The sequence below is a fragment of the Mixta sp. genome, from assembly GCF_024610815.1.
In the GTDB taxonomy this organism is placed as follows: domain Bacteria; phylum Pseudomonadota; class Gammaproteobacteria; order Enterobacterales; family Enterobacteriaceae; genus Mixta; species Mixta calida.
The window spans coordinates 1-19,921 of sequence record NZ_JANION010000069.1; the positions used below are offsets into that span (position 1 = coordinate 1).

Below are 19,921 nucleotides of genomic sequence, written 5' to 3' on the forward strand. Positions count from 1 at the left end.
GTGCGCAACCGTGTTAAAACGCAGGCGATCGACGGTCTGGTGAAAGCGAACGAGATCGACGTGCCTTCCGCGCTGATCGACAGCGAAATCGACGTGCTGCGTCGTCAGGCTGCCCAGCGTTTCGGCGGTAACGAGAAGCAGGCGCTGGAGCTGCCGCGTGAGCTGTTTGAAGAGCAGGCGAAACGCCGCGTTGTCGTGGGTCTGCTGCTGGGCGAAGTGATTCGCACCAACGACCTGAAAGCCGACGAAGAGCGCGTAAAAACCCTGATCGAAGAAATGGCTTCCGCGTATGAAGATCCGCAGGAAGTTATCGAGTTCTACAGCAAAAACAATGAGCTGATGAACAACATGCGCAACGTCGCTCTGGAAGAGCAGGCGGTTGAAGCGGTGCTGGAAAAAGCGAAAGTGACTGAGAAAGCCACAAAATTCCAGGATCTGATGAACCAGACCTCTATGGCCTGATTTTCACGCTTTGTCTGCTGAAAGCCCGCTGCCGTAAGGAGCGGGCTTTTTATTTATCGTTTCCAAAAATGTCTTTTTGTGCGCCTGTTTGGCTAATTAAGCGCCAGAATATCCGGTATCATATTATTCCTGGTTAGCGATTGAAGAAAACGTTGTTATGCTTGAAACAGCGGGGGCACGCCCCCAGATAGCTTTTCGAGTATCTTGAAGAATGTAAGGCTGGCTGATTAACCGTCCGGGTAGCGTCGGAGAGTGGCAGCGTGAAGCGTGGTTTTCATGTTCTCACTTAAGTAGAATCGGTACAGTGCCAATGAAATTTATCCAGGAGACGGTAATGTCATACAATGGCGAACGTGAATTTTCCGCACCTCAGATGGCGCTGGTGCCCATGGTGGTCGAACAAACCTCGCGCGGCGAGCGTTCTTACGACATCTATTCCCGCCTGTTAAAAGAGCGCATCATTTTCCTTACCGGTCAGGTTGAAGATCATATGGCGAACCTGATCGTCGCCCAGATGCTGTTTCTGGAAGCGGAAAACCCTGAGAAAGATATCTATCTGTATATCAACTCCCCAGGTGGCGTGATCACCGCCGGGATGTCGATTTATGACACGATGAAGTTTATCAAGCCGGACGTCAGCACCATCTGTATGGGGCAGGCCTGTTCAATGGGCGCGTTCCTGCTGACGGCGGGAACCAAAGGCAAACGCCACTGCCTGCCTAATTCCCGCGTGATGATCCACCAGCCGCTGGGCGGTTATCAGGGCCAGGCGACCGATATTGAAATTCACGCGCGTGAAATTCTGAAAGTGAAACAGCGCATGAATGAGCTGATGGCGGAACATACCGGCAAATCGCTTGAACAAATCGAGCGTGACACCGAGCGAGATCGTTTCCTCTCGGCGAGTGAGGCAGTAGAGTATGGTTTAGTCGATTCCATACTTACGCATCGCCAATAAGACTCCATCCCGCAGCATGCGCTATAGTTAGAGCGGATAACGGGTGAAGAGTGGCACGAATGAGGGCAGTCAGACTGGCTGCCATCGCCGCATACAGTGCGGACGAAGATAAAAGAAGAGGTTAGCTGATGACAGATAAGCGCAAAGACGGTTCAGGAAAGCTGCTGTACTGCTCTTTTTGCGGTAAAAGCCAGCATGAAGTGCGCAAACTGATTGCCGGGCCGTCAGTGTATATCTGCGACGAGTGTGTTGATTTATGCAATGACATCATTCGCGAAGAGATCAAAGAAGTTGCGCCGCATCGTGAACGCAGCGCGTTGCCGACCCCGCACGAGATCCGCCAACATCTTGACGATTACGTTATCGGTCAGGAAAGGGCGAAAAAAGTGCTGGCGGTGGCGGTCTACAATCACTACAAACGCCTGCGCAACGGCGACACCAGCAACGGCATCGAGCTGGGCAAAAGTAATATTCTGCTGATTGGTCCGACCGGTAGCGGTAAAACCCTGTTGGCGGAAACCTTGGCGCGGTTGCTTGACGTGCCTTTCACTATGGCCGACGCGACGACGCTGACCGAAGCGGGCTATGTGGGTGAAGATGTCGAGAATATTATCCAGAAACTGCTGCAGAAATGTGACTATGACGTGCAGAAAGCGCAGCGCGGCATTGTCTATATCGATGAGATTGACAAAATCTCCCGTAAGTCGGACAACCCGTCGATTACGCGTGACGTTTCTGGCGAAGGCGTGCAGCAGGCGCTGCTGAAACTGATCGAAGGCACCGTCGCGGCCGTTCCGCCGCAGGGCGGACGCAAGCATCCGCAGCAGGAATTTTTGCAGGTTGATACCTCGAAAATTCTGTTTATCTGCGGTGGCGCTTTCGCCGGCCTGGATAAGGTGATTTCCCAGCGTGTAGAAACCGGCTCCGGCATTGGTTTCGGCGCGACGGTAAAAGGGAAATCGCAGAAGGCGACCGAAGGCGAGCTGCTGGAGCAGGTCGAGCCGGAAGATCTGATCAAATTTGGTCTGATTCCTGAGTTTATTGGTCGTCTGCCGGTCGTGGCGACGCTCAGCGAGCTGAGCGAAGAAGCGCTGATCCAGATTCTGCGCGAGCCGAAAAACGCCCTGACCAAGCAGTATCAGGCGCTGTTTAACCTGGAAGGCGTGGAGCTGGAGTTCCGTGACGAAGCGCTGACGGCGATCGCCCAGAAAGCGATGTCGCGTAAAACGGGCGCGCGCGGTCTGCGCTCCATCGTTGAAGCGGCGCTGCTGGACACCATGTACGACCTGCCCTCTATGGACGATGTGGAAAAAGTGGTGATTGACGAGTCCGTCATCGAAGGGCAGTCAAAACCGATGCTGATCTACGGCAAGCACGAAGCGCAGCAGGCATCTGGCGAATAATTCGTCAACGCAACCAGCAAGTTAGTCAATAAAAGGGGGAATTTGTCCCCCTTTTGTTTTTCTCACGCTACTGACATTGAATGTCTGGCAAACATCCCCATATACTCAAATACCTGTGGGTTCCCTGGCACATAGCCTGCACTATGCGGTACCCATCACCTGGCGGACTTTAAACTAAGAGAGAGCTCTATGAATCCTGAGCGTTCTGAACGCATTGAAATCCCTGTGTTGCCGTTGCGCGACGTAGTGGTTTATCCGCACATGGTAATTCCGTTGTTTGTTGGTCGGGAAAAATCGATTCGGTGCCTCGAAGCCGCAATGGATCATGATAAAAAGATCATGCTGGTCGCACAGAAAGAGGCTTCAACGGATGAACCTGGCATTAACGATCTCTTCTCTGTAGGGACCGTTTCCTCTATTTTGCAGATGCTGAAGCTGCCGGACGGCACGGTAAAAGTGCTGGTGGAAGGGTTGCAGCGCGCACGCATTACCCAGCTTGCCGACAATGGCGAGCACTTTTCCGCACAGGCGGAATATCTGGTATCGCCGGAGATTGAAGAGCGCGAGCAGGAAGTGCTGGTTCGTACGGCTATCAATCAGTTTGAAGGCTATATCAAACTCAATAAAAAAATTCCTCCTGAGGTACTGACCTCGCTGAACAGCATTGACGACGCCGCGCGTCTGGCCGATACCGTGGCTGCGCATATGCCGCTTAAGCTGGCGGATAAGCAGTCCGTGCTGGAAATGTCCGACATTAATGAACGTCTGGAATATCTGATGGCGATGATGGAGTCGGAGATTGACCTGCTGCAGGTTGAGAAACGCATCCGTAACCGCGTCAAAAAACAGATGGAAAAAAGCCAGCGCGAATACTATCTGAATGAGCAGATGAAGGCGATTCAGAAAGAGCTGGGCGAAATGGATGACGCGCCGGACGAATATGAAGCGCTGAAGCGTAAAATCGAAGCGTCCAAAATGCCGAAAGAGGCGCGCGAAAAAGCGGAAGCCGAGCTGCAGAAGCTGAAAATGATGTCGCCGATGTCTGCGGAAGCGACGGTCGTGCGCGGCTACATCGAATGGATGGTTCAGGTGCCATGGAACGAGCGCAGCAAGGTGAAAAAAGACCTGCGTAAAGCGCAGGAAACGCTGGACCGCGACCATTACGGCCTGGAGCGAGTTAAAGATCGCATCCTGGAATATCTGGCGGTCCAGAGCCGCGTAAATAAAATCAAAGGGCCGATTCTGTGCCTGGTGGGGCCGCCGGGCGTGGGTAAAACCTCGCTGGGACAGTCCATCGCCAAAGCGACCGGACGCAAATATGTGCGTATGGCGCTGGGCGGCGTGCGCGACGAAGCGGAAATCCGCGGCCACCGCCGCACCTATATCGGTTCAATGCCGGGCAAGCTGATTCAGAAGATGGCGAAGGTCGGCGTGAAAAACCCGCTGTTCCTGCTGGATGAGATCGACAAAATGTCATCCGACATGCGCGGCGATCCGGCTTCCGCGCTGCTGGAGGTGCTTGATCCAGAACAGAACGTGGCGTTCAACGATCACTATCTGGAAGTGGATTACGATCTCTCCGACGTGATGTTTGTCGCGACCTCTAACTCGATGAACATCCCGGCGCCGCTGCTGGACCGTATGGAAGTGATTCGTCTCTCCGGCTATACCGAAGATGAAAAACTGAACATTGCGAAACAGCATCTGCTGCCGAAACAGATTGAGCGTAACGCGCTGAAAGAGAATGAAATCAGCGTTGATGACAGCGCGATTGTCGGTATCATTCGCTACTATACGCGCGAAGCAGGCGTGCGTAGCCTTGAGCGTGAACTGTCGAAGCTGTGCCGTAAGGCGGTGAAAGCGCTGCTGCTGAATAAAGATCTGAAGCGCATCGACATTAACGGCGATAACCTGAAAGATTTCCTCGGTGTACAGCGTTTCGACTACGGCCGCGCCGATAGCGAAAACCGCGTAGGCCAGGTGACCGGCCTGGCGTGGACCGAAGTCGGCGGCGATCTGCTGACCATCGAAACCGCCTGTGTGCCGGGCAAAGGCAAACTGACCTACACCGGCTCGCTGGGCGAGGTGATGCAGGAGTCGATTCAGGCGGCGTTGACCGTAGTGCGCGCGCGTGCGGAGAAGCTGGGCATCAACGGCGATTTCTATGAGAAACGTGATATTCACGTTCACGTGCCGGAAGGCGCGACGCCGAAAGATGGCCCAAGCGCCGGTATCGCCATGTGCACGGCGCTGGTCTCCTGCCTGACGGGCAACCCGGTGCGCGCCGATGTCGCCATGACTGGCGAGATCACGCTGCGCGGTCAGGTATTGCCTATCGGCGGCCTGAAGGAGAAACTGCTGGCGGCACATCGCGGCGGTATTAAAACCGTTGTGATCCCGGATGAAAACAAACGCGATCTGGAAGAGATTCCAGAAAACGTGCTGGCGGATCTGGATGTCCATCCGGTTAAGCGTATCGAAGATGTGCTGGCGCTGGCCCTGCAAAATGCGCCGTACGGCATGCAGGTCGCTACCGCAAAATAGTGATTTACGACAAAATCATTTAAAAAGCGCAGCTGGCAAGTCAAATCAGACTTGCCAGCTTTTTTTTGTGCCGCTAATTTAGAGGGCTGTTGAAGCAGCGACCAAGAGGATTCCCGTTGTTTCGGCTCAACAACCTTGATATAACTGGCTGCGCGTTCGCGGCTGGCTGGAAGCCGCCGCGATAGTGAATAATAAAAGAGGGGATGAATAGAGTGAATAAGTCACAATTGATCGACAAGATTGCCGCAGACGCTGATATTTCTAAAGCGGCAGCTGGACGTGTTTTAGATGCTTTTATTGGTTCTGTTTCTGATTCTCTGAAATCAGGCGAGGAAGTAGCACTGGTTGGCTTTGGCACCTTCTCGGTACGCGAGCGCTCTGAGCGCACCGGCCGTAACCCTCAGACAGGTAAAGAAATTACCATTCCGGCAAGTAAAGTACCGGGCTTCCGTGCCGGTAAAGCGCTGAAAGACGCGGTGAACTGATTTACAGTCGGACTCCATTGCGGCATTTTCTTCGGTGGAGTGAGGACTGACAATGCGTTCTCATGTAACATACGGGCACATCAGGCAATTGATGTGCCTTTTTTTATCCTGTTGCGTGACAAACGCCAGCAGCGAATGTCAGAGCATGGTCGATAATGTCGACCTGAAAAGCAGCAACGCGCACGCCTGCAAGGATGGGGCGCCAGCGTGAGGTTTACATTCACACTACAGCGGAGTGTTGTCATACCATGATGGACAATTTACGCGCGGCGTCGAACCATGTCGTGCTCAAGATTATTCTGGGACTGATTATCCTGTCATTTGTGCTGACCGGGGTCGGCAACTATCTGATTGGCGGCAGCGGCGACTACGCGGCGAAAGTGAACGGCCAGGAGATCAGCCGCGCGCAGCTCGATCGCGCCTTCAACAACGAGCGCAGCCGCCAGCAGCAGATGCTGGGCGAACAGTTCTCTCAGCTGGCAGGTAACGAAGGCTACATGCAGCAGATGCGTCAGCAAGCGCTTTCCCAGCTGGTGGATGAAATGCTGCTCGACCAGTACGCGAAAGATCTGAAACTGGCGATCAGCGATGAGCAGATCAAACAGGCGATCTTCAGCCAGCCGGCCTTCCAGACCGACGGTAAATTCGATAACGCCAAATATCTCGGCATCATCAACAGCATGGGGTTTTCCGCCGATCAGTATGCGGAAGCGCTGCGTAAGCAGCTGACCACGCAACAGCTGATTTCCGCTATCGCCGGCACCGATTTTACCCTGAGCGGCGAGACCGATGCGCTGGCGGCGCTGGTTTCTCAACAGCGCGTAGTGCGTCAGGCCATCCTGAGCGTGGATGCGCTGGCGGCGAAACAGCAGGTCAGCGACGATGAAATTAAAAACTACTACGCCCAGCATAAAAACAGCTTCCTGACGCCGGAGCAGTTCCGTGTCAGCTATCTGAAACTGGACGCGGCCAGCATGCAGCAGTCGGCCAGCGAAGCGGATATTCAGAGCTGGTACGATCAGCATAAGGCGGATTACGTTCAGCCGCAGCGTAATCGCTACAGCGTTATCCAGTTGAAAAGCGAAGCGGACGCGCAGGCGGTGCTGGATCAACTGAAGCAGGGCGGTGATTTCGCCGCGCTGGCGAAAGCGAAATCGATCGATCCGATCTCCGCGCGCAAGGGCGGCGATATGGGCTGGCTGGAGCCTGCCACCACGCCGGACGAACTGAAAGAGGCTAACCTGACCAGCAAAGGTCAGCTGTCAGGCGTTGTGAAATCATCCGTTGGTTTCCTGATTGTGCGTCTTGATGATATCCAGCCGGAGCAGGTTAAGCCGCTGGCTGAGGTGCATGACACCATCGCGGACAAAGTGAAGCAGGAGAAAGCGCTCGACGCTTACTATAAATTGCAGCAGAAAGTCAGCGACGCGGCCAGCAACGATAACGCATCGTTAGCCAGCGCAGAGCAGGCGGCGGGCGTGAAAGCGGTGGAAACCGACTGGTTCAGTCGTGATAGCGTGCCGGAAGCGCTGAACTTCAAGCCGGTGGAAGAGGCGATCTTTAATGGCAGCCTGCTGGGCGCGAACGGTACGCCGGGCAGCAATTCCGATATGATTACCGTCGACGGCGACCGGGCGTTTATTCTTCGTATCAACGAACATAAACCGGAAACGGTAAAAACGCTGGATGAGGTAAAAACGCAGATCGCCGATACGCTGAAGCACAACAAAGCGTTGCAGGAAGCCAAAGCGCAGGCGGAGAAGATCCTTGCCGAGCTGAAAGCGGGCAAACAGGATGCGCTGACGGCGGCGGGCCTGAAGTTTGGTGAAGCGAAAACGCTGACCCGTAACGATCAGGACGCCAGCGTGCAGGCGGTTTTTGCATTGCCGCAGCCGCAGGCGGGCAAACCGGTTTACGGCACCAGCGAAGATATGCAGGGCAACGTCGTGCTGCTGGCGCTGGATGAAGTGAAGGCCGGGAATCTGCCGGACGCGCAGAAAAAAGCGATGGCGCAGGGCATTGCCCAGAACAACGCGCAGATCGCCTTTGATGCGCTGCTGAGCAATCTGCGCAAAGAGGCGAAAATCAAATACGGCGCTGCGGTACAACTGCAGTAAGCCGCGCAAAATCAATGCAAGCCACTGCAAACCAAAAGGCCGCTTTCGCGGCCTTTTCCACATCTGGACTTTGCCTTTTGTATTCATAAAAGCGCGCCGCTACCGTTGCTCCTGCTGTTACACACAAGGAGAAATCAGCATGAATAAAAACACCCTTTCGGCGCTCTGTTTATCATTATCCCTGGGCGCATCCTGCTGGTCGCTGCCCGTTTCGGCGGCAGAAACCGGCGAGGCAGCGGCCGTCAGCGTCGTCAGCCCGCCCGCCGCCGATGGCGCGGTCAGCATTAATACGGCTTCGGCTCAGGAGCTGGCGGCGGCAATGAACGGCATCGGCATCAAAAAGGCGGAGGCGATTGTCAGCTACCGCGATCAGTTCGGCGCCTTTACCGAGCTGGAGCAGCTTAAAGAGGTGCCAGGCATCGGCAGCGCGCTGGTAGAACGCAACCTGCCGCGGCTTAAATTGTGATCCTGTTCCCAGCGCTGGCCGTTCTCATTTCAGTCGCACCGAACGGCTGCTAATCTCTAAGAGGTCATACCAGATGGTGTGATCTCTTACAACAATAAGGCACCCGCGCTATGCAGACTCTGATAAAAGTTCGTGGTTATCATCTGGATGTTTATCAACACGTTAATAACGCGCGCTACCTGGAATTCCTTGAGGAAGCGCGTTGGGAATGGCTGGAACAGGCAGGCGCGTTTCACTGGCTAATGGAAAACAAGCTGGCTTTTGTCGTGGTGAATATCAATATCAATTACCGCAGACCAGCATTGCTGGGCGACGTATTAATCGTCAGAAGCCGACTGGAGCAACTCAACGGCAAAAGCGGCGTTATTCAGCAGGAGGTGCTGCTGGAAGGAGATGGAACGCCCGTCGCCGATGCAGCATTAACCTTTGTCTGTATCGATCTACGGACGCAAAAAACGCTGCCTCTGGAAGGCGATCTGCGCGCGCGTATGGAAACGCTGCTGGAGTGAGAACAAGACGTTTGCGTGGCGGAATCCGGTCAGTCACGCATGGCGGCGGTATCGCGGCAGAAAGAGTCAATGGAGAGGAAAGGGCGTTTTGGCAAACAGCGTCTTGTATAAACAAAAACAGCCGGGAAAATCCCGGCTGTTTCATGGCCAGCAGGCTTAGCGCAGGCCGGTTTTCTGCTTCATGCTCTGCATAACGCCAGGCATATCGTCCTGATAGCTTTTCAATCCGTTGGCGCGCAGATGGCAGGCGGCGCACTCGCCGCAGCCGTCTCCCTGAATGCCGTTGTAGCAGGTCAGCGTCTGCTGGCGCACCAGCGGCAGTTGCTGCCAGTAGTCGGCCAGCGCCCAGGTTTCCGCTTTGTTGAGCCACATCAGCGGCGTTTCAAAACGCACCGCTCTGGCCATGCCAAGCTCCACCGCGTGGTTTAACGCTTTAACGAATTCATCGCGGCAGTCAGGGTAGCCAGAGAAGTCCGTTTCGCAAACGCCGGTAATCACCGCTTCCGCTTCTACCTGATAAGCGTAAATAGAGGCCAGCGTCAGAAAGAGGATATTGCGTCCTGGCACAAAGGTACTGGGCAGGCCAGTCGCGTTGGCGTCATAGTCCGGCACCGGAATGTTATCGCGCGTCAGGCTGCTGATTGCCAGTTCATTCAGCAGCGTTACGTCCAGCACCTTATGGGCGCGTGCGCCAAGCTGAGCGGAGAGCTTGCGCGCCACGTCAATTTCCTGACGATGACGCTGACCGTAATCAAAGGTCACGCAATGCACTTCATCGTACTGCGCCAGTGCCTGAATCAGACAGGTTGTGGAATCCTGTCCGCCGCTGAAAACCACTACTGCACGTTTCATTTGTTCACCCTGATTATCTTACTGGCGCTTATGGTACTTTCGGACAAAGAAGAAAAACAGTCCGGCATTCATTGTTCCTGGGCGACAGAGAAGGAGATGGCGGAAACCGTTATTGCATCTGCTCCAGCCAGGGCGTCAGATCGCCGACGCGCTCAGCGACCCATTCGGCATCGTACCAGGTGTCGAGATAGCGCTCGCCGCTGTCGCACAGCAGAGTGACGACGGCGCCTTTACGGCTTTGCTGTCGCATGCGCTGCGCCGCCCGTATCGCTCCCCAGAAGTTGGTGCCGGTGGACGGCCCCACTTTTCTGCCGAGGATCTGCGCCAGATAGTGCATGGCCGCGGCAGACGCGGCGTCAGGTACGCGCATGACCTCGTCAATAACGTCGGGAATAAACGAAGGTTCGACGCGAGGCCGCCCGATGCCTTCGATGCCACTGCCGCGAGCGCTGCGCAGGCCAGCGTCGCGCGTATGCCAGTAATCGTGAAACACTGAATTTTCAGGATCGACCACCAGCAGGCGCGTCGCATGGCCCTGATAGCGCAAATAGCGGCCGATCGTGGCGGAGGTGCCACCGGTGCCCGCGCCCATTACGATAGTATCCGGCACCGGAAAAGGCTCGCTGGCCATCTGGCGGAAAATGCTGTCGGCGATATTGTTATTGCCGCGCCAGTCGGTGGCGCGTTCGGCATAGGTAAACTGATCCATAAAGTGGCCGTTGAGATCGCGCGCCAGCCGTTCCGATTCTTCGTAAATGACGCAGGGGTCCTGCACGAAATGACTTCGTCCGCCATAAAAGGCGATCTGTTCGACTTTGCGGCGCGCGGTGCTGGCGGGCATGACGGCAATAAACGGCAGACCAAGCAGCCGGGCGAAATAGGCTTCGGAAACGGCGGTGCTGCCTGAGGAGGCCTCGATTACCGGCCTGCCCTGTTTGATCCAGCCATTGCACAGGCCGTAAAGAAACAGAGAACGGGCCAGGCGATGTTTCAGGCTGCCGGTTGGGTGGGTGCTTTCATCTTTGAGATAAAACCAGATGCCCGGAAAGGTGGGCAGAGAGAAACGAATCAGATGCGTTTCGGCGGAACGCTGAAAATCGGCGTTGATCTCGTTGATCGCATGATTCACCCATTCACGGCTCATGTTGATTTTCCTCTTATGGCTCAGCCCAATAAGATTAAGGCATTCACAGGAAAAAAAGTTTGCTTTATTTACTGTACAATGCGCCTTTTGTAGCAATATTTTCTCTGGAGGGGCGATGCTGGATAAAACGGATCGTAAACTGCTGGCGCTGTTGCAGCAGGACTGTACGCTATCATTACAGGCGCTGGCGGATGCGGTTAATCTCACCACCACGCCCTGCTGGAAGCGGCTGAAAAAGCTGGAAGATGACGGTATTATCCGCGGACGCGTGGCGCTCCTCGATGGAGAAAAGCTGGGGCTGTCGCTTACCGCCTTTATGCTGATCAAAACCCAGCAGCACAACCGTCAGTGGTATCAGGAATTTGTCGGCGTCGTGCAAAGCCTGCCGGAAGTGATGGCGTTCTATCGCATGGCGGGCGAGTATGATTATCTGTTACGCATTCAGGTCGCCGATATGAAGCAATATGACGCCTTTTATAAACGTCTGGTCAACGGCGTCAGCGGTCTGATCGACGTAACCTCAAGTTTTGCTATGGAAGAGATAAAATATACGACGGCGTTGCCTGTTGAATCCTGATCTTCTCCGCAGCCTTTTCAGGCGCATCAATTAACCATGCAGGACAATTTTTTGTGCGATTGTTTAGCCAGTTAAGTTGGTATTTCCTCCGCGAGTGGCGACGTTACCTCGGCGCGGTATCCTTACTGATCATTATTGCCATTTTGCAGCTGCTGCCGCCGAAAATCGTCGGCGTGATTGTCGATGGCGTCACCCAGCATCGCCTGAGCAGCGGCGCCGTTCTGATGTGGGTCGGCATTATGCTGTTTACCGCGCTGGTGGTTTACCTGCTGCGCTACGTCTGGCGCGTCTTGCTGTTTGGCGCTTCTTATAAGCTGGCGGTGGAGCTGCGGGAAGATTTCTATCGCCAGCTCAGTCGACAGCACCCGGAATTCTACCTGCGTCACCGCACCGGCGATCTGATCGCGCGCGCAACCAACGATGTTGACCGCGTGGTCTTCGCGGCCGGCGAAGGGGTATTGACGCTGGTAGACTCGCTGGTGATGGGCTGCGCGGTGCTGATTGTGATGAGTACGCAGATCAGCTGGCAGCTTACGCTGCTGGCGCTGGTGCCGATGCCGGTGATGGCGATGGTGATCAAGCGCTACGGCGATCAGCTGCATCAGCGCTTTAAACTGGCGCAGGCGGCCTTTTCCTCGCTGAACGATCAGGCGCAGGAGAGCCTCTCCAGCATTCGTATGGTAAAGGCGTTTGGTCTGGAGACGCATCAGTCTCAACAGTTTGCTGATATCGCCACCGACGCCGGTGAGAAAAACCTGCGCGTCGCGCGCGTCGACGCGCGCTTCGATCCTACGATTTATATCGCGATCGGTCTGTCGAACCTGCTGGCTATCGGCGGCGGCAGCTGGCTGGTCTGGCATGATCAGATGACGCTCGGCCAGCTGACCAGCTTTGTGATGTATCTGGGCCTGATGATTTGGCCGATGCTGGCGCTGGCGTGGATGTTTAATATTGTCGAACGCGGCAGCGCAGCCTGGAGCCGCATCCGCGCGCTGCTTAACGAGGCGCCGGCGGTGGAAGATGGCAGCAAAGTTTTGCCGGAAGGACGCGGCGTGCTGCAGGTGGCGATCCGCGAGTTCAGCTATCCCGGCAGCCAGCAGCCTGCGCTGTGCAATCTTAATTTCCAGTTGAAGCCGGGGCAGATGCTGGGATTGTGTGGGCCGACCGGCGCGGGTAAAAGCACGCTGTTAAGCCTGATACAGCGCCATTTCGATATCGCGCAGGGCGATATTCGCTATCACAATATTCCGCTGACCCAGCTGCGCATCGACAGCTGGCGCGGTCGGCTGGCAGTCGTCAATCAGACGCCGTTTCTTTTTTCCGACACCGTCGCCAACAATATCGCGCTGGGGCGGCCTAACGCCAGCCGCGAAGAGATTGAGCGGGCGGCGATGCTGGCGAGCGTCCACGAAGATATTCTGCGGCTGCCGCAGGGCTACGATACCGAAGTAGGCGAGCGCGGGGTGATGCTCTCCGGCGGGCAGAAACAGCGCATTTCCATTGCGCGCGCGCTGCTGTTGAACGCCGAGATCTTGATCCTTGACGATGCGCTTTCGGCAGTGGATGGCCGCACCGAACATCAGATCCTGCACAATTTACGTCGCTGGGGCGAGGGACGCACAGTGATCATCAGCGCGCATCGCCTGTCCGCGCTGACCGAAGCCACTGAAATTCTGGTGATGCAGCATGGTGTCGTGGCGCAGCGCGGCGATCATAACGCGCTGGCGCAGCAAAAGGGCTGGTACAGCGATATGTATCGCTACCAGCAGCTTGAGGCGGCACTGACCGAGGATGAGGATAATCGCAGTAAGGAGAAGAGCCGTGGCTGACAGCAAAAAACTCTGGCCCACGCTAAAGCGGCTGCTTTCCTACGGCAAGCCGTGGCGTAAGGCGCTGACGCTGGCGGTACTGATGCTCTGGATCGCGGCGGCGGCGGAAGTGCTGGGGCCGGTACTGATCGGTTATTTTATCGATCGTCTGGTGGCCCGTCACAACATGCCGGTGGGCCTGGCCGTCGGGCTGGCATTCGCCTTTATTTTTCTGCAGGCGCTGGCGGCGCTGCTGCACTACTGGCAGGCGCTGCTGTTTAATCAGGCGGCGGTCGGCGTTGTGCAGCGTCTGCGCGCCGACGTGATGGATGCGGCGTTGCGCCAGCCGCTCAGCGCGTTCGACACTCAACCGGTTGGGCAGATCATTTCACGCGTCACCAACGACACCGAGGTAATTAAAGATTTATGGGTGACGGTGGTGGCGACGGTGCTGCGCAGCGCGGCGCTGATCGGCGCGATGCTGGTCGCCATGTTTAGCCTGGACTGGCGCATGGCGCTGGTGGCGGTGGTGATTTTCCCGCTGGTGTTGACCGTGATGTTTATCTATCAGCGCTACAGCACGCCGATTGTGCGGCGCGTGCGCAGCTACCTGGCGGATATCAATAACGGCTTTAATGAAGTCATCAACGGCATGAGCGTTATTCAGCAGTTCCGCCAGCAGGCGCGCTTCGGCGAGCGCATGGGGGAGGCCAGTCGATCGCACTATCTGGCGCGCATGGAGACATTGAGGCTGGATGGCTTTCTGCTGCGTCCGCTGCTGAGCCTGTTTTCCGCAGCGATCCTCTGTGGGCTGCTGCTGCTGTTCAGTTTCTCTTCTGAAGGTGTATTTGAGGTGGGCGTGCTTTACGCCTTCATCAGCTATCTGGGAAGGCTTAATGAGCCGCTGATTGAGCTGACCACCCAGCAGTCAATGCTGCAACAGGCGGTCGTAGCCGGAGAGCGCATTTTCGAGCTGATGGATGCGCCGCGCCAGCATTACGGCAGCGACCGGCAGCCGCTACAGAGCGGCCGCATCGATATCGAACGTCTGAGTTTCGCCTATCATGAAGGGCGCAACGTACTGGAAGATATTTCGCTGGCGGCGCCGTCGCGCAGTTTTGTCGCGCTGGTCGGGCATACCGGCAGCGGAAAAAGCACGCTGGCCAGCCTGCTGATGGGCTACTACCCGGTGAAACAGGGAACGATTCATCTCGATGGCCGACCGCTGAATCAGCTGAGCCATGAGGCGCTGCGGCAGGGCGTGGCGATGGTTCAGCAGGACCCGGTGGTGCTGGCGGACAGCTTTTTCGCTAACGTGACGCTGGGACGCGACATCAGTGAACAGGCAGTGTGGCAGGCGCTGGAAACCGTTCAGCTGGCGGAGCTGGCGCGTAGTCTCACCGACGGAATTTATACGCGCCTGGGAGAGCAGGGCAATAATCTTTCCGTTGGGCAGAAGCAGCTGCTGGCGCTGGCGCGCGTGCTGGTGGCTGAACCGCAAATCCTGATTCTGGATGAGGCGACGGCCAATATCGATTCCGGCACTGAACAGGCGATTCAACGCGCGCTGCGCGAGGTGAGGAAAAAGACCACGCTGGTGGTGATTGCGCACCGCCTTTCCACCATTACCGAGGCCGATACCATTCTGGTGCTGCATCGCGGTCGGGCGGTGGAGCGCGGCACTCACCATCAGCTACTGGCGCAGCAGGGCCGCTACTGGCAGATGTATCAGTTGCAGCAGGCGGGCAGCGTGCTGGAGGCGGGCGCACCGGAAAGCGTCTGAAATGGGTTTGCACCTTTTTCTGGCGCATTTATCGGAATTATCCGTATGGATGCACGTTAATTGACCGTGACGCACCTTTATGGTGCGTTTTTTCTTTGATCCTCACTTCTTTTTCATTTATCGCCTTCTTTCTTGCCTTCTCCAGACGCCGCGCGCGCCTGCCGTCACATTTTCCATACCTGGCACAGCCTTTGCTTTAGTCACGAGGTGTCGGGTGAGAAACGAATCTTATTCTGGTGAGGGGAGCGTATGAAGCTGGTTACCGTAGTCATCAAACCATTCAAACTGGAGGATGTGCGCGAGGCGCTTTCTTCTATTGGTATTCAGGGATTAACCGTAACTGAGGTCAAAGGATTCGGCCGACAAAAAGGCCATGCGGAGCTCTATCGCGGTGCGGAATACAGCGTCAATTTTCTGCCTAAGGTCAAAATCGACGTAGCGATCGCTGACGACCAGCTGGATGAAGTTGTTGATGTCATCAGTAAGGCCGCCTACACCGGCAAAATCGGCGACGGCAAGATTTTTGTGGCAGAGCTTCAGCGCGTTATCCGTATTCGTACCGGTGAAACCGACGAAGCCGCTCTTTAAGCCCGGACTCTTTATCTTGTGATGGGATGAAATAAAATGAACAAATTAATGACCAAAATCCTGACGGGTGCGGCGCTGACACCATCGCTGGCGATGGCGGCTCCGGCCGTTGCCGATAAGGCGGACAACGCCTTTATGATGATTTGCACCGCACTGGTGCTGTTTATGACGATTCCAGGGATCGCGCTGTTTTACGGTGGTCTGATTCGCGGTAAAAACGTGCTGTCGCTACTGACGCAAGTGGCGGTGACCTTTGCCATGGTCTGCGTGCTGTGGGTAGTGTATGGCTACTCGCTGGCCTTCAGCGAAGGCAACGATTTTTTCGGCGGCCTTAACTGGGTGATGCTGAAAAATATCAGCCTGACCGCGCTGACCGGCACGTTCTATCAATATATCCATGTGGTTTTCCAGGCCTCCTTCGCCTGTATTACCGTCGGACTGATTGTCGGTTCGATTGCGGAACGCATCCGCTTCTCCGCTGTGCTCATCTTTGTCTTTATCTGGCTGACGTTGGCCTACCTGCCGATCGCGCATATGGTCTGGGCGGGCGGTTTCCTGGCGAAGGATGGCGCGCTTGATTTCGCTGGCGGCACGGTAGTGCATATCAATGCGGCGGTCGCCGGGCTGGTGGGCGCGTATCTGGTGGGTAAACGCACAGGCTTCGGCAAAGAGGCGTTTAAACCGCACAACCTGCCGATGGTGTTTACCGGTACGGCGATCCTTTATGTCGGCTGGTTTGGCTTTAATGCAGGGTCTGCGGCGGCGGCAAACGAAATTGCGGCGCTGGCCTTTTTAAATACCGTCGTTGCCACGGCCGGCGCTGTGCTTTCCTGGACCTTTGGTGAGTGGGCGCTGCGCGGCAAGCCGTCTCTACTGGGCGCCAGCTCCGGCTTTATCGCTGGCCTGGTCGCCATCACGCCCGCCTGTGGCTACGTTGGCGTGGGCGGTGCGCTGTTTATCGGCCTGATTGGCGGTCTGGCAGGTATCTGGGGTGTGACGACGCTGAAAAAATGGCTGCGCGTTGACGATCCGTGCGATGTTTTCGGCGTTCACGGCGTGTGCGGCATTATCGGTTGTATCCTCACCGGCGTCTTCGCTTCAGGCTCGCTGGGCGGCGTCGGCTATGCGGAAGGCGTCACCATGGGGCATCAGGTATGGGTCCAGCTGTTGAGCGTGGCGCTGACTATCATCTGGACCGGCGTGGTGGCGTTTATCGGCTTTAAAGTGGCGGATATGCTGGTAGGCCTGCGCGTGCCGGAAGAACAGGAGCGCGAAGGACTTGACGTCAACAGCCATGGCGAAAACGCCTATAACCAGTAAGCGTCGGGCTTAAAAGAACAGGACGCTGCTTTCGGCAGCGTCCTTTTTTATGCGTTAGCTACTTTTATGCGTTAGCTACGCTGGCGCATGACGCCTTCCTGCACCGTTGAAGCCACCAGCACGCCATCCTGGGTATAGAATTCGCCGCGCACAAAGCCGCGCGCGCTGGAGGCGGAGGTGCTTTCCACGCTGTACAGCAACCACTGATTCAGGTCGACCTTGCGATGGAACCACATAGAGTGGTCTATCGTAGCAACCTGCATGCCCGGCTCCAAAAATCCTTTGCCATGCGGCTGAAGCGCAACCGGAAGGAAATTAAGATCGGAGGCATAGCCCAGCAGATATTGGTGCGCGCGCGCATCGTCGGGCATCGGGCCGTTCGCGCGCAGCCAGACCTGACGCGTCGGCTGATCGACGTGCCCCTTGAGCGGGTTGTGGAAGGTAACGGGGCGTATTTCCAACGGCTTTTCAGCCAGAAATTTAGCTTTTACTTTTTCGGGCAGATGCGCCGCCAGCTGATGCGCGATCTCGGTCTCGCTGGGCAGCCCCTCCGGGCCTTTCACCTGCGGCATCGTTTTCTGATGTTCAAAGCCTGGCTCCGGCGCCTGGAAAGAGGCGGTCATGTAAAAAATCGGCTGCCCGTTCTGAATCGCCGCGACGCGACGGGCGCTGAAGCTATGGCCGTCCCGCAGGGTTTCCACATCATAGATAATTGCTTTCTGACTGTCGCCGGGACGCAAAAAGTAGCTGTGAAAAGAGTGAATATTGCGTTCAACCGGCACGGTCTGTTTAGCCGCATGCAGCGCCTGGCCAACAACTTGTCCGCCGAAGACCTGACGCAGGCCCAAATCTTCGCTCTGGCCTCGAAACAGGCCTTCCTCAAGCTTTTCCAGTTGTAACAGATTCAGTAAATTTTGCAGTGCCTGGCTCATGGGTCGTTCCTCGATAAGGTTACCGCTGTAGTTTGCGAGATCCGACCAGCGCCTGCAACCGCTGTTCTTACTTCCGGCCTGAGGCAAAAAAGGAAAAGGGTTGATGCCAGGCAAAATAGCTAAACCTGTGCCAGAATTAAGCACATACAGCGTTTTTAGCTGTTTCGGCCAACTTGTCGCCGATACCACATTGGATCAGAAGGAGAAGATATCAATGAAATTCTGGCATGTCATGAGCGGAGCAGCGCTGGCCGTTGCCCTCGCAGGTTGTGCTGATAAAAGCGCAAATATTCCCGTACCTGTACCGGGCGCCGAAAACACCGGTCAGCCGGTGATTGCTCAGCCTAACGTAAGCGGCTCTATCTATATTCGGCAAAAAATCGCTCTGCCGCCGGACGCCGCGTTAACGGTTACGCTGTCGGATGCTTCACTGGCTAATGCGCCGGCTAAAATACTGGCCCAGCGTGTAGTGCGTACTGAAGGCAAGCAGGCGCCGTTCCACTACACGCTGCCGTTTAATCCGGCCGATATTCAGCCGGACGCGCGCATTCTCTTGAGCGCGGCGATCACCATCGATAACAAGGTGGTGTTTATGACCGATTCGATTAAACCGGCGATCAACAGCGGCGGCACGAAAGTGGACCTGACGCTGGTACCGGTGCCGTCAGTCGCTATGCCGACCCAAAGCAGCGGCGGTGCGGCTACTACCGTACCTTCTACCTCGCCTACCCAGGTTACGCCGTCTTCATCTATTCCGGCGCCCACCCAGTACTAAGCTTCTTTAACCGGGTCGGCTCATGGCTGGCCCGCTACCACTCCCAGCGATAGCGCCTGAGATCGACTTTGCCGTCATCGCTAATTTCAATGCCTTCCGCTTCCAGCGCGTCACGTTGGCGCAGCAGATCGTCTCCCTGCAATGAAATTTGTCCATGACGGTTAATAATGCGATGCCACGGCAGACGACTGTCGGCAGGAAGACGCTTTAGCAGGCCACCTACCTGTCGCGCAGCACGCGGCGCGCCAGCCAGTCGCGCCACTTCGCCATAGGTGGTGACGGTGCCGGCGGGAATCGCGGCGATAACCTGCAAAACACGCTGTTTAAATGAGTCAGTTTCCATAGACGGCTCCGGCTTTAGCTGTGCGTCTTATCCTGGCAAATAATGGAAAATGATGAAACAGTTAGCATGTATCAGAAGGGAAAAGGGCGAAAAGAGAGAAAACAGGCGGATTGTTTAATAAAACAACGGTCGCCAGGCGGCGGCTTGCATTTACGCCAGGCATCATTGATAATGCCTGCGCTCTGTAACCAGAGCACGTCAATGGGGGCCCTGTTGGTTCTCCCGCAACGCTAACTTGTGAACTCGGTCAGGTCCGGAAGGAAGCAGCCGCAGCAGGTAACGCGTGTGCCGGGATGTAGCTGGCAGGGCCCCCACCCATTTCCGCTCCATCCAGGCCTTTATTCAACGAACGTATTTCCACACCGAAACGGGTACTTTATCGTACAGTTTATTCATCGTTAATTCCGCAAGGCGATGATCGGCCGCAGAATAAAAAACAGCCAACTCATCATCAGGCAATTCATATTTATTTTTTTCAATGACTCGCTCAAGCGTATCGATTGATCGGCAGCGTCTTAAGCGCATCAGATAGTCAGTCTTGGTCATAATTTTTTCTGTCATGGTTTAACCGTAATAAAATGAGCGGTTGCTTAAAATGAATGGCTTGGCTGTAAAGGGAGCTGAGCGCACTCTTCTGCGAAAAGATTAAACAAACGTCGGGCGGAACGCTGCCAACGTTGTAGATCCTGAACATTAATCCCGTAATTACTGAATAACATAAAGGTATCGTCGAGGTAGTCATCAATCTGGACGATGAGATCCTCATCTTCAGCATGTTTTATTTTGTAATTCATGGTAAACGAAGCAATATGTTCAATCAGCTCATTCAGCTGTATGTTGGTCGCAGATGTAGGA

At 55.6% G+C, this 19,921-nt stretch carries 19 protein-coding genes, 1 other RNA gene and 1 pseudogene; 15 read left to right on the forward strand and 6 right to left on the reverse strand.

Going from position 1 to position 19,921, the window contains the following annotated elements; translation table 11 throughout:
• The 8 genes and pseudogenes from MYY08_RS04170 to MYY08_RS04205 all read left to right on the forward strand — a co-directional run.
• A pseudogene (locus tag MYY08_RS04170) lies at window positions 1-462 on the forward strand (trigger factor); the annotation flags it as partial.
• A gap of 334 nt (window positions 463-796) precedes the next feature.
• On the forward strand, window positions 797-1,420 hold the full coding sequence (clpP, locus tag MYY08_RS04175) for an ATP-dependent Clp endopeptidase proteolytic subunit ClpP (protein WP_084970016.1): 624 nt from the start codon (window positions 797-799) through the stop codon (window positions 1,418-1,420).
• A gap of 128 nt (window positions 1,421-1,548) precedes the next feature.
• The gene (gene clpX, locus MYY08_RS04180) at window positions 1,549-2,823 is read left to right on the forward strand and encodes an ATP-dependent protease ATP-binding subunit ClpX (RefSeq protein WP_038627595.1); all 1,275 of its coding nucleotides are present in this window, start codon (window positions 1,549-1,551) and stop codon (window positions 2,821-2,823) included.
• A gap of 189 nt (window positions 2,824-3,012) precedes the next feature.
• Window positions 3,013-5,367 carry an endopeptidase La gene (lon, locus tag MYY08_RS04185; RefSeq protein ID WP_038627593.1) on the forward strand — a complete coding sequence of 785 codons (2,355 nt, stop codon included), beginning with the start codon at window positions 3,013-3,015 and terminating at the stop codon, window positions 5,365-5,367.
• 212 nt (window positions 5,368-5,579) lie between these two features.
• A complete protein-coding gene (gene hupB, locus MYY08_RS04190) occupies window positions 5,580-5,852 on the forward strand; it encodes a nucleoid-associated protein HU-beta (protein WP_038627591.1) in 273 nt (90 codons plus the stop codon).
• Between the two features lie 248 nt (window positions 5,853-6,100).
• Window positions 6,101-7,969 carry a peptidylprolyl isomerase gene (gene ppiD / locus MYY08_RS04195; protein ID WP_288013388.1) on the forward strand — a complete coding sequence of 623 codons (1,869 nt, stop codon included), beginning with the start codon at window positions 6,101-6,103 and terminating at the stop codon, window positions 7,967-7,969.
• Window positions 7,970-8,108: 139 nt separating this feature from the next.
• Window positions 8,109-8,435, forward strand: coding sequence for a ComEA family DNA-binding protein (locus MYY08_RS04200; RefSeq protein ID WP_038627587.1), 327 nt, complete (start codon window positions 8,109-8,111; stop codon window positions 8,433-8,435).
• Between the two features lie 110 nt (window positions 8,436-8,545).
• The gene (locus MYY08_RS04205; RefSeq protein ID WP_038627585.1) at window positions 8,546-8,944 is read left to right on the forward strand and encodes an acyl-CoA thioesterase; all 399 of its coding nucleotides are present in this window, start codon (window positions 8,546-8,548) and stop codon (window positions 8,942-8,944) included.
• 156 nt (window positions 8,945-9,100) lie between these two features.
• Here MYY08_RS04205 and queC read toward each other — a convergent pair whose 3' ends face one another.
• Together queC and MYY08_RS04215 are read right to left on the reverse strand one after the other, a co-directional pair.
• Window positions 9,101-9,796 (reverse strand): 7-cyano-7-deazaguanine synthase QueC, encoded by a 696-nt coding sequence (gene queC, locus MYY08_RS04210; protein ID WP_038627583.1) that lies wholly within the window; start codon window positions 9,794-9,796, stop codon window positions 9,101-9,103.
• A gap of 109 nt (window positions 9,797-9,905) precedes the next feature.
• Complete coding sequence (locus MYY08_RS04215; RefSeq protein WP_288013393.1) at window positions 9,906-10,940, reverse strand: PLP-dependent cysteine synthase family protein; 1,035 nt, start codon at window positions 10,938-10,940, stop codon at window positions 9,906-9,908.
• Between the two features lie 115 nt (window positions 10,941-11,055).
• Here MYY08_RS04215 and MYY08_RS04220 point away from each other — a divergent pair, with 115 nt between their 5' ends.
• The 5 genes from MYY08_RS04220 to amtB all read left to right on the forward strand — a co-directional run bounded on the left by MYY08_RS04220 (window position 11,056) and on the right by amtB (window position 17,016).
• Complete coding sequence (locus MYY08_RS04220; protein WP_084970014.1) at window positions 11,056-11,517, forward strand: Lrp/AsnC family transcriptional regulator; 462 nt, start codon at window positions 11,056-11,058, stop codon at window positions 11,515-11,517.
• A 53-nt stretch (window positions 11,518-11,570) separates the two neighbouring features.
• Complete coding sequence (locus tag MYY08_RS04225; RefSeq protein ID WP_104951440.1) at window positions 11,571-13,346, forward strand: SmdA family multidrug ABC transporter permease/ATP-binding protein; 1,776 nt, start codon at window positions 11,571-11,573, stop codon at window positions 13,344-13,346.
• Window positions 13,309-15,108, forward strand: a complete 1,800-nt coding sequence (locus MYY08_RS04230) for a SmdB family multidrug efflux ABC transporter permease/ATP-binding protein (protein ID WP_373996378.1) — start codon at window positions 13,309-13,311, stop codon at window positions 15,106-15,108. Before MYY08_RS04225 ends, MYY08_RS04230 begins: the two co-directional genes overlap by 38 nt.
• Window positions 15,109-15,357: 249 nt before the next feature.
• Complete coding sequence (glnK, locus tag MYY08_RS04235; RefSeq protein ID WP_038627577.1) at window positions 15,358-15,696, forward strand: P-II family nitrogen regulator; 339 nt, start codon at window positions 15,358-15,360, stop codon at window positions 15,694-15,696.
• A gap of 36 nt (window positions 15,697-15,732) precedes the next feature.
• Window positions 15,733-17,016, forward strand: coding sequence for an ammonium transporter AmtB (amtB, locus tag MYY08_RS04240; protein ID WP_084970012.1), 1,284 nt, complete (start codon window positions 15,733-15,735; stop codon window positions 17,014-17,016).
• A gap of 71 nt (window positions 17,017-17,087) precedes the next feature.
• Here the strand turns inward: amtB and tesB are convergent, their stop codons facing one another.
• Window positions 17,088-17,948, reverse strand: coding sequence for an acyl-CoA thioesterase II (gene tesB / locus MYY08_RS04245; RefSeq protein ID WP_038627572.1), 861 nt, complete (start codon window positions 17,946-17,948; stop codon window positions 17,088-17,090).
• A 214-nt stretch (window positions 17,949-18,162) separates the two neighbouring features.
• On the opposite strand from tesB, the gene MYY08_RS04250 reads away from it, so the two are divergent.
• Window positions 18,163-18,723: a YbaY family lipoprotein gene (locus tag MYY08_RS04250; RefSeq protein ID WP_038627570.1), complete on the forward strand. Its 561-nt coding sequence runs from the start codon at window positions 18,163-18,165 to the stop codon at window positions 18,721-18,723.
• 34 nt (window positions 18,724-18,757) lie between these two features.
• On the opposite strand, the gene MYY08_RS04255 is transcribed toward MYY08_RS04250, so the two are convergent.
• On the reverse strand, window positions 18,758-19,066 hold the full coding sequence (locus tag MYY08_RS04255) for an MGMT family protein (protein ID WP_038627568.1): 309 nt from the start codon (window positions 19,064-19,066) through the stop codon (window positions 18,758-18,760).
• Between the two features lie 211 nt (window positions 19,067-19,277).
• Here MYY08_RS04255 and ffs point away from each other — a divergent pair.
• An RNA gene (gene ffs, locus MYY08_RS04260) (signal recognition particle sRNA small type) lies at window positions 19,278-19,374 on the forward strand.
• 34 nt (window positions 19,375-19,408) lie between these two features.
• Here the strand turns inward: ffs and MYY08_RS04265 are convergent.
• Both MYY08_RS04265 and tomB read right to left on the reverse strand, forming a co-directional pair.
• Complete coding sequence (locus MYY08_RS04265) at window positions 19,409-19,627, reverse strand: HHA domain-containing protein (RefSeq protein ID WP_071883698.1); 219 nt, start codon at window positions 19,625-19,627, stop codon at window positions 19,409-19,411.
• 29 nt (window positions 19,628-19,656) lie between these two features.
• Window positions 19,657-19,921: Hha toxicity modulator TomB (gene tomB / locus MYY08_RS04270; RefSeq protein ID WP_288013409.1), on the reverse strand; the 265-nt coding region annotated here is incomplete at its 5' end.

Bases quoted from the DNA above. Each gene is read 5' to 3' on its own strand.
- clpP (WP_084970016.1), top strand. From the start codon at position 797: ATGTCATACAATGGCGAACGTGAATTTTCCGCACCTCAGATGGCGCTG.
- clpX (WP_038627595.1), top strand. From the start codon at position 1,549: ATGACAGATAAGCGCAAAGACGGTTCAGGAAAGCTGCTGTACTGCTCT.
- lon (WP_038627593.1), top strand. From the start codon at position 3,013: ATGAATCCTGAGCGTTCTGAACGCATTGAAATCCCTGTGTTGCCGTTG.
- ppiD (WP_288013388.1), top strand. From the start codon at position 6,101: ATGATGGACAATTTACGCGCGGCGTCGAACCATGTCGTGCTCAAGATT.
- MYY08_RS04200 (WP_038627587.1), top strand. From the start codon at position 8,109: ATGAATAAAAACACCCTTTCGGCGCTCTGTTTATCATTATCCCTGGGC.
- MYY08_RS04205 (WP_038627585.1), top strand. From the start codon at position 8,546: ATGCAGACTCTGATAAAAGTTCGTGGTTATCATCTGGATGTTTATCAA.
- queC (WP_038627583.1), bottom strand. From the start codon at position 9,796: ATGAAACGTGCAGTAGTGGTTTTCAGCGGCGGACAGGATTCCACAACC.
- MYY08_RS04215 (WP_288013393.1), bottom strand. From the start codon at position 10,940: ATGAGCCGTGAATGGGTGAATCATGCGATCAACGAGATCAACGCCGAT.
- MYY08_RS04220 (WP_084970014.1), top strand. From the start codon at position 11,056: ATGCTGGATAAAACGGATCGTAAACTGCTGGCGCTGTTGCAGCAGGAC.
- MYY08_RS04230 (WP_373996378.1), top strand. From the start codon at position 13,309: ATGAGGATAATCGCAGTAAGGAGAAGAGCCGTGGCTGACAGCAAAAAA.
- glnK (WP_038627577.1), top strand. From the start codon at position 15,358: ATGAAGCTGGTTACCGTAGTCATCAAACCATTCAAACTGGAGGATGTG.
- amtB (WP_084970012.1), top strand. From the start codon at position 15,733: ATGAACAAATTAATGACCAAAATCCTGACGGGTGCGGCGCTGACACCA.
- tesB (WP_038627572.1), bottom strand. From the start codon at position 17,948: ATGAGCCAGGCACTGCAAAATTTACTGAATCTGTTACAACTGGAAAAG.
- MYY08_RS04250 (WP_038627570.1), top strand. From the start codon at position 18,163: ATGAAATTCTGGCATGTCATGAGCGGAGCAGCGCTGGCCGTTGCCCTC.
- MYY08_RS04255 (WP_038627568.1), bottom strand. From the start codon at position 19,066: ATGGAAACTGACTCATTTAAACAGCGTGTTTTGCAGGTTATCGCCGCG.
- MYY08_RS04265 (WP_071883698.1), bottom strand. From the start codon at position 19,627: ATGACAGAAAAAATTATGACCAAGACTGACTATCTGATGCGCTTAAGA.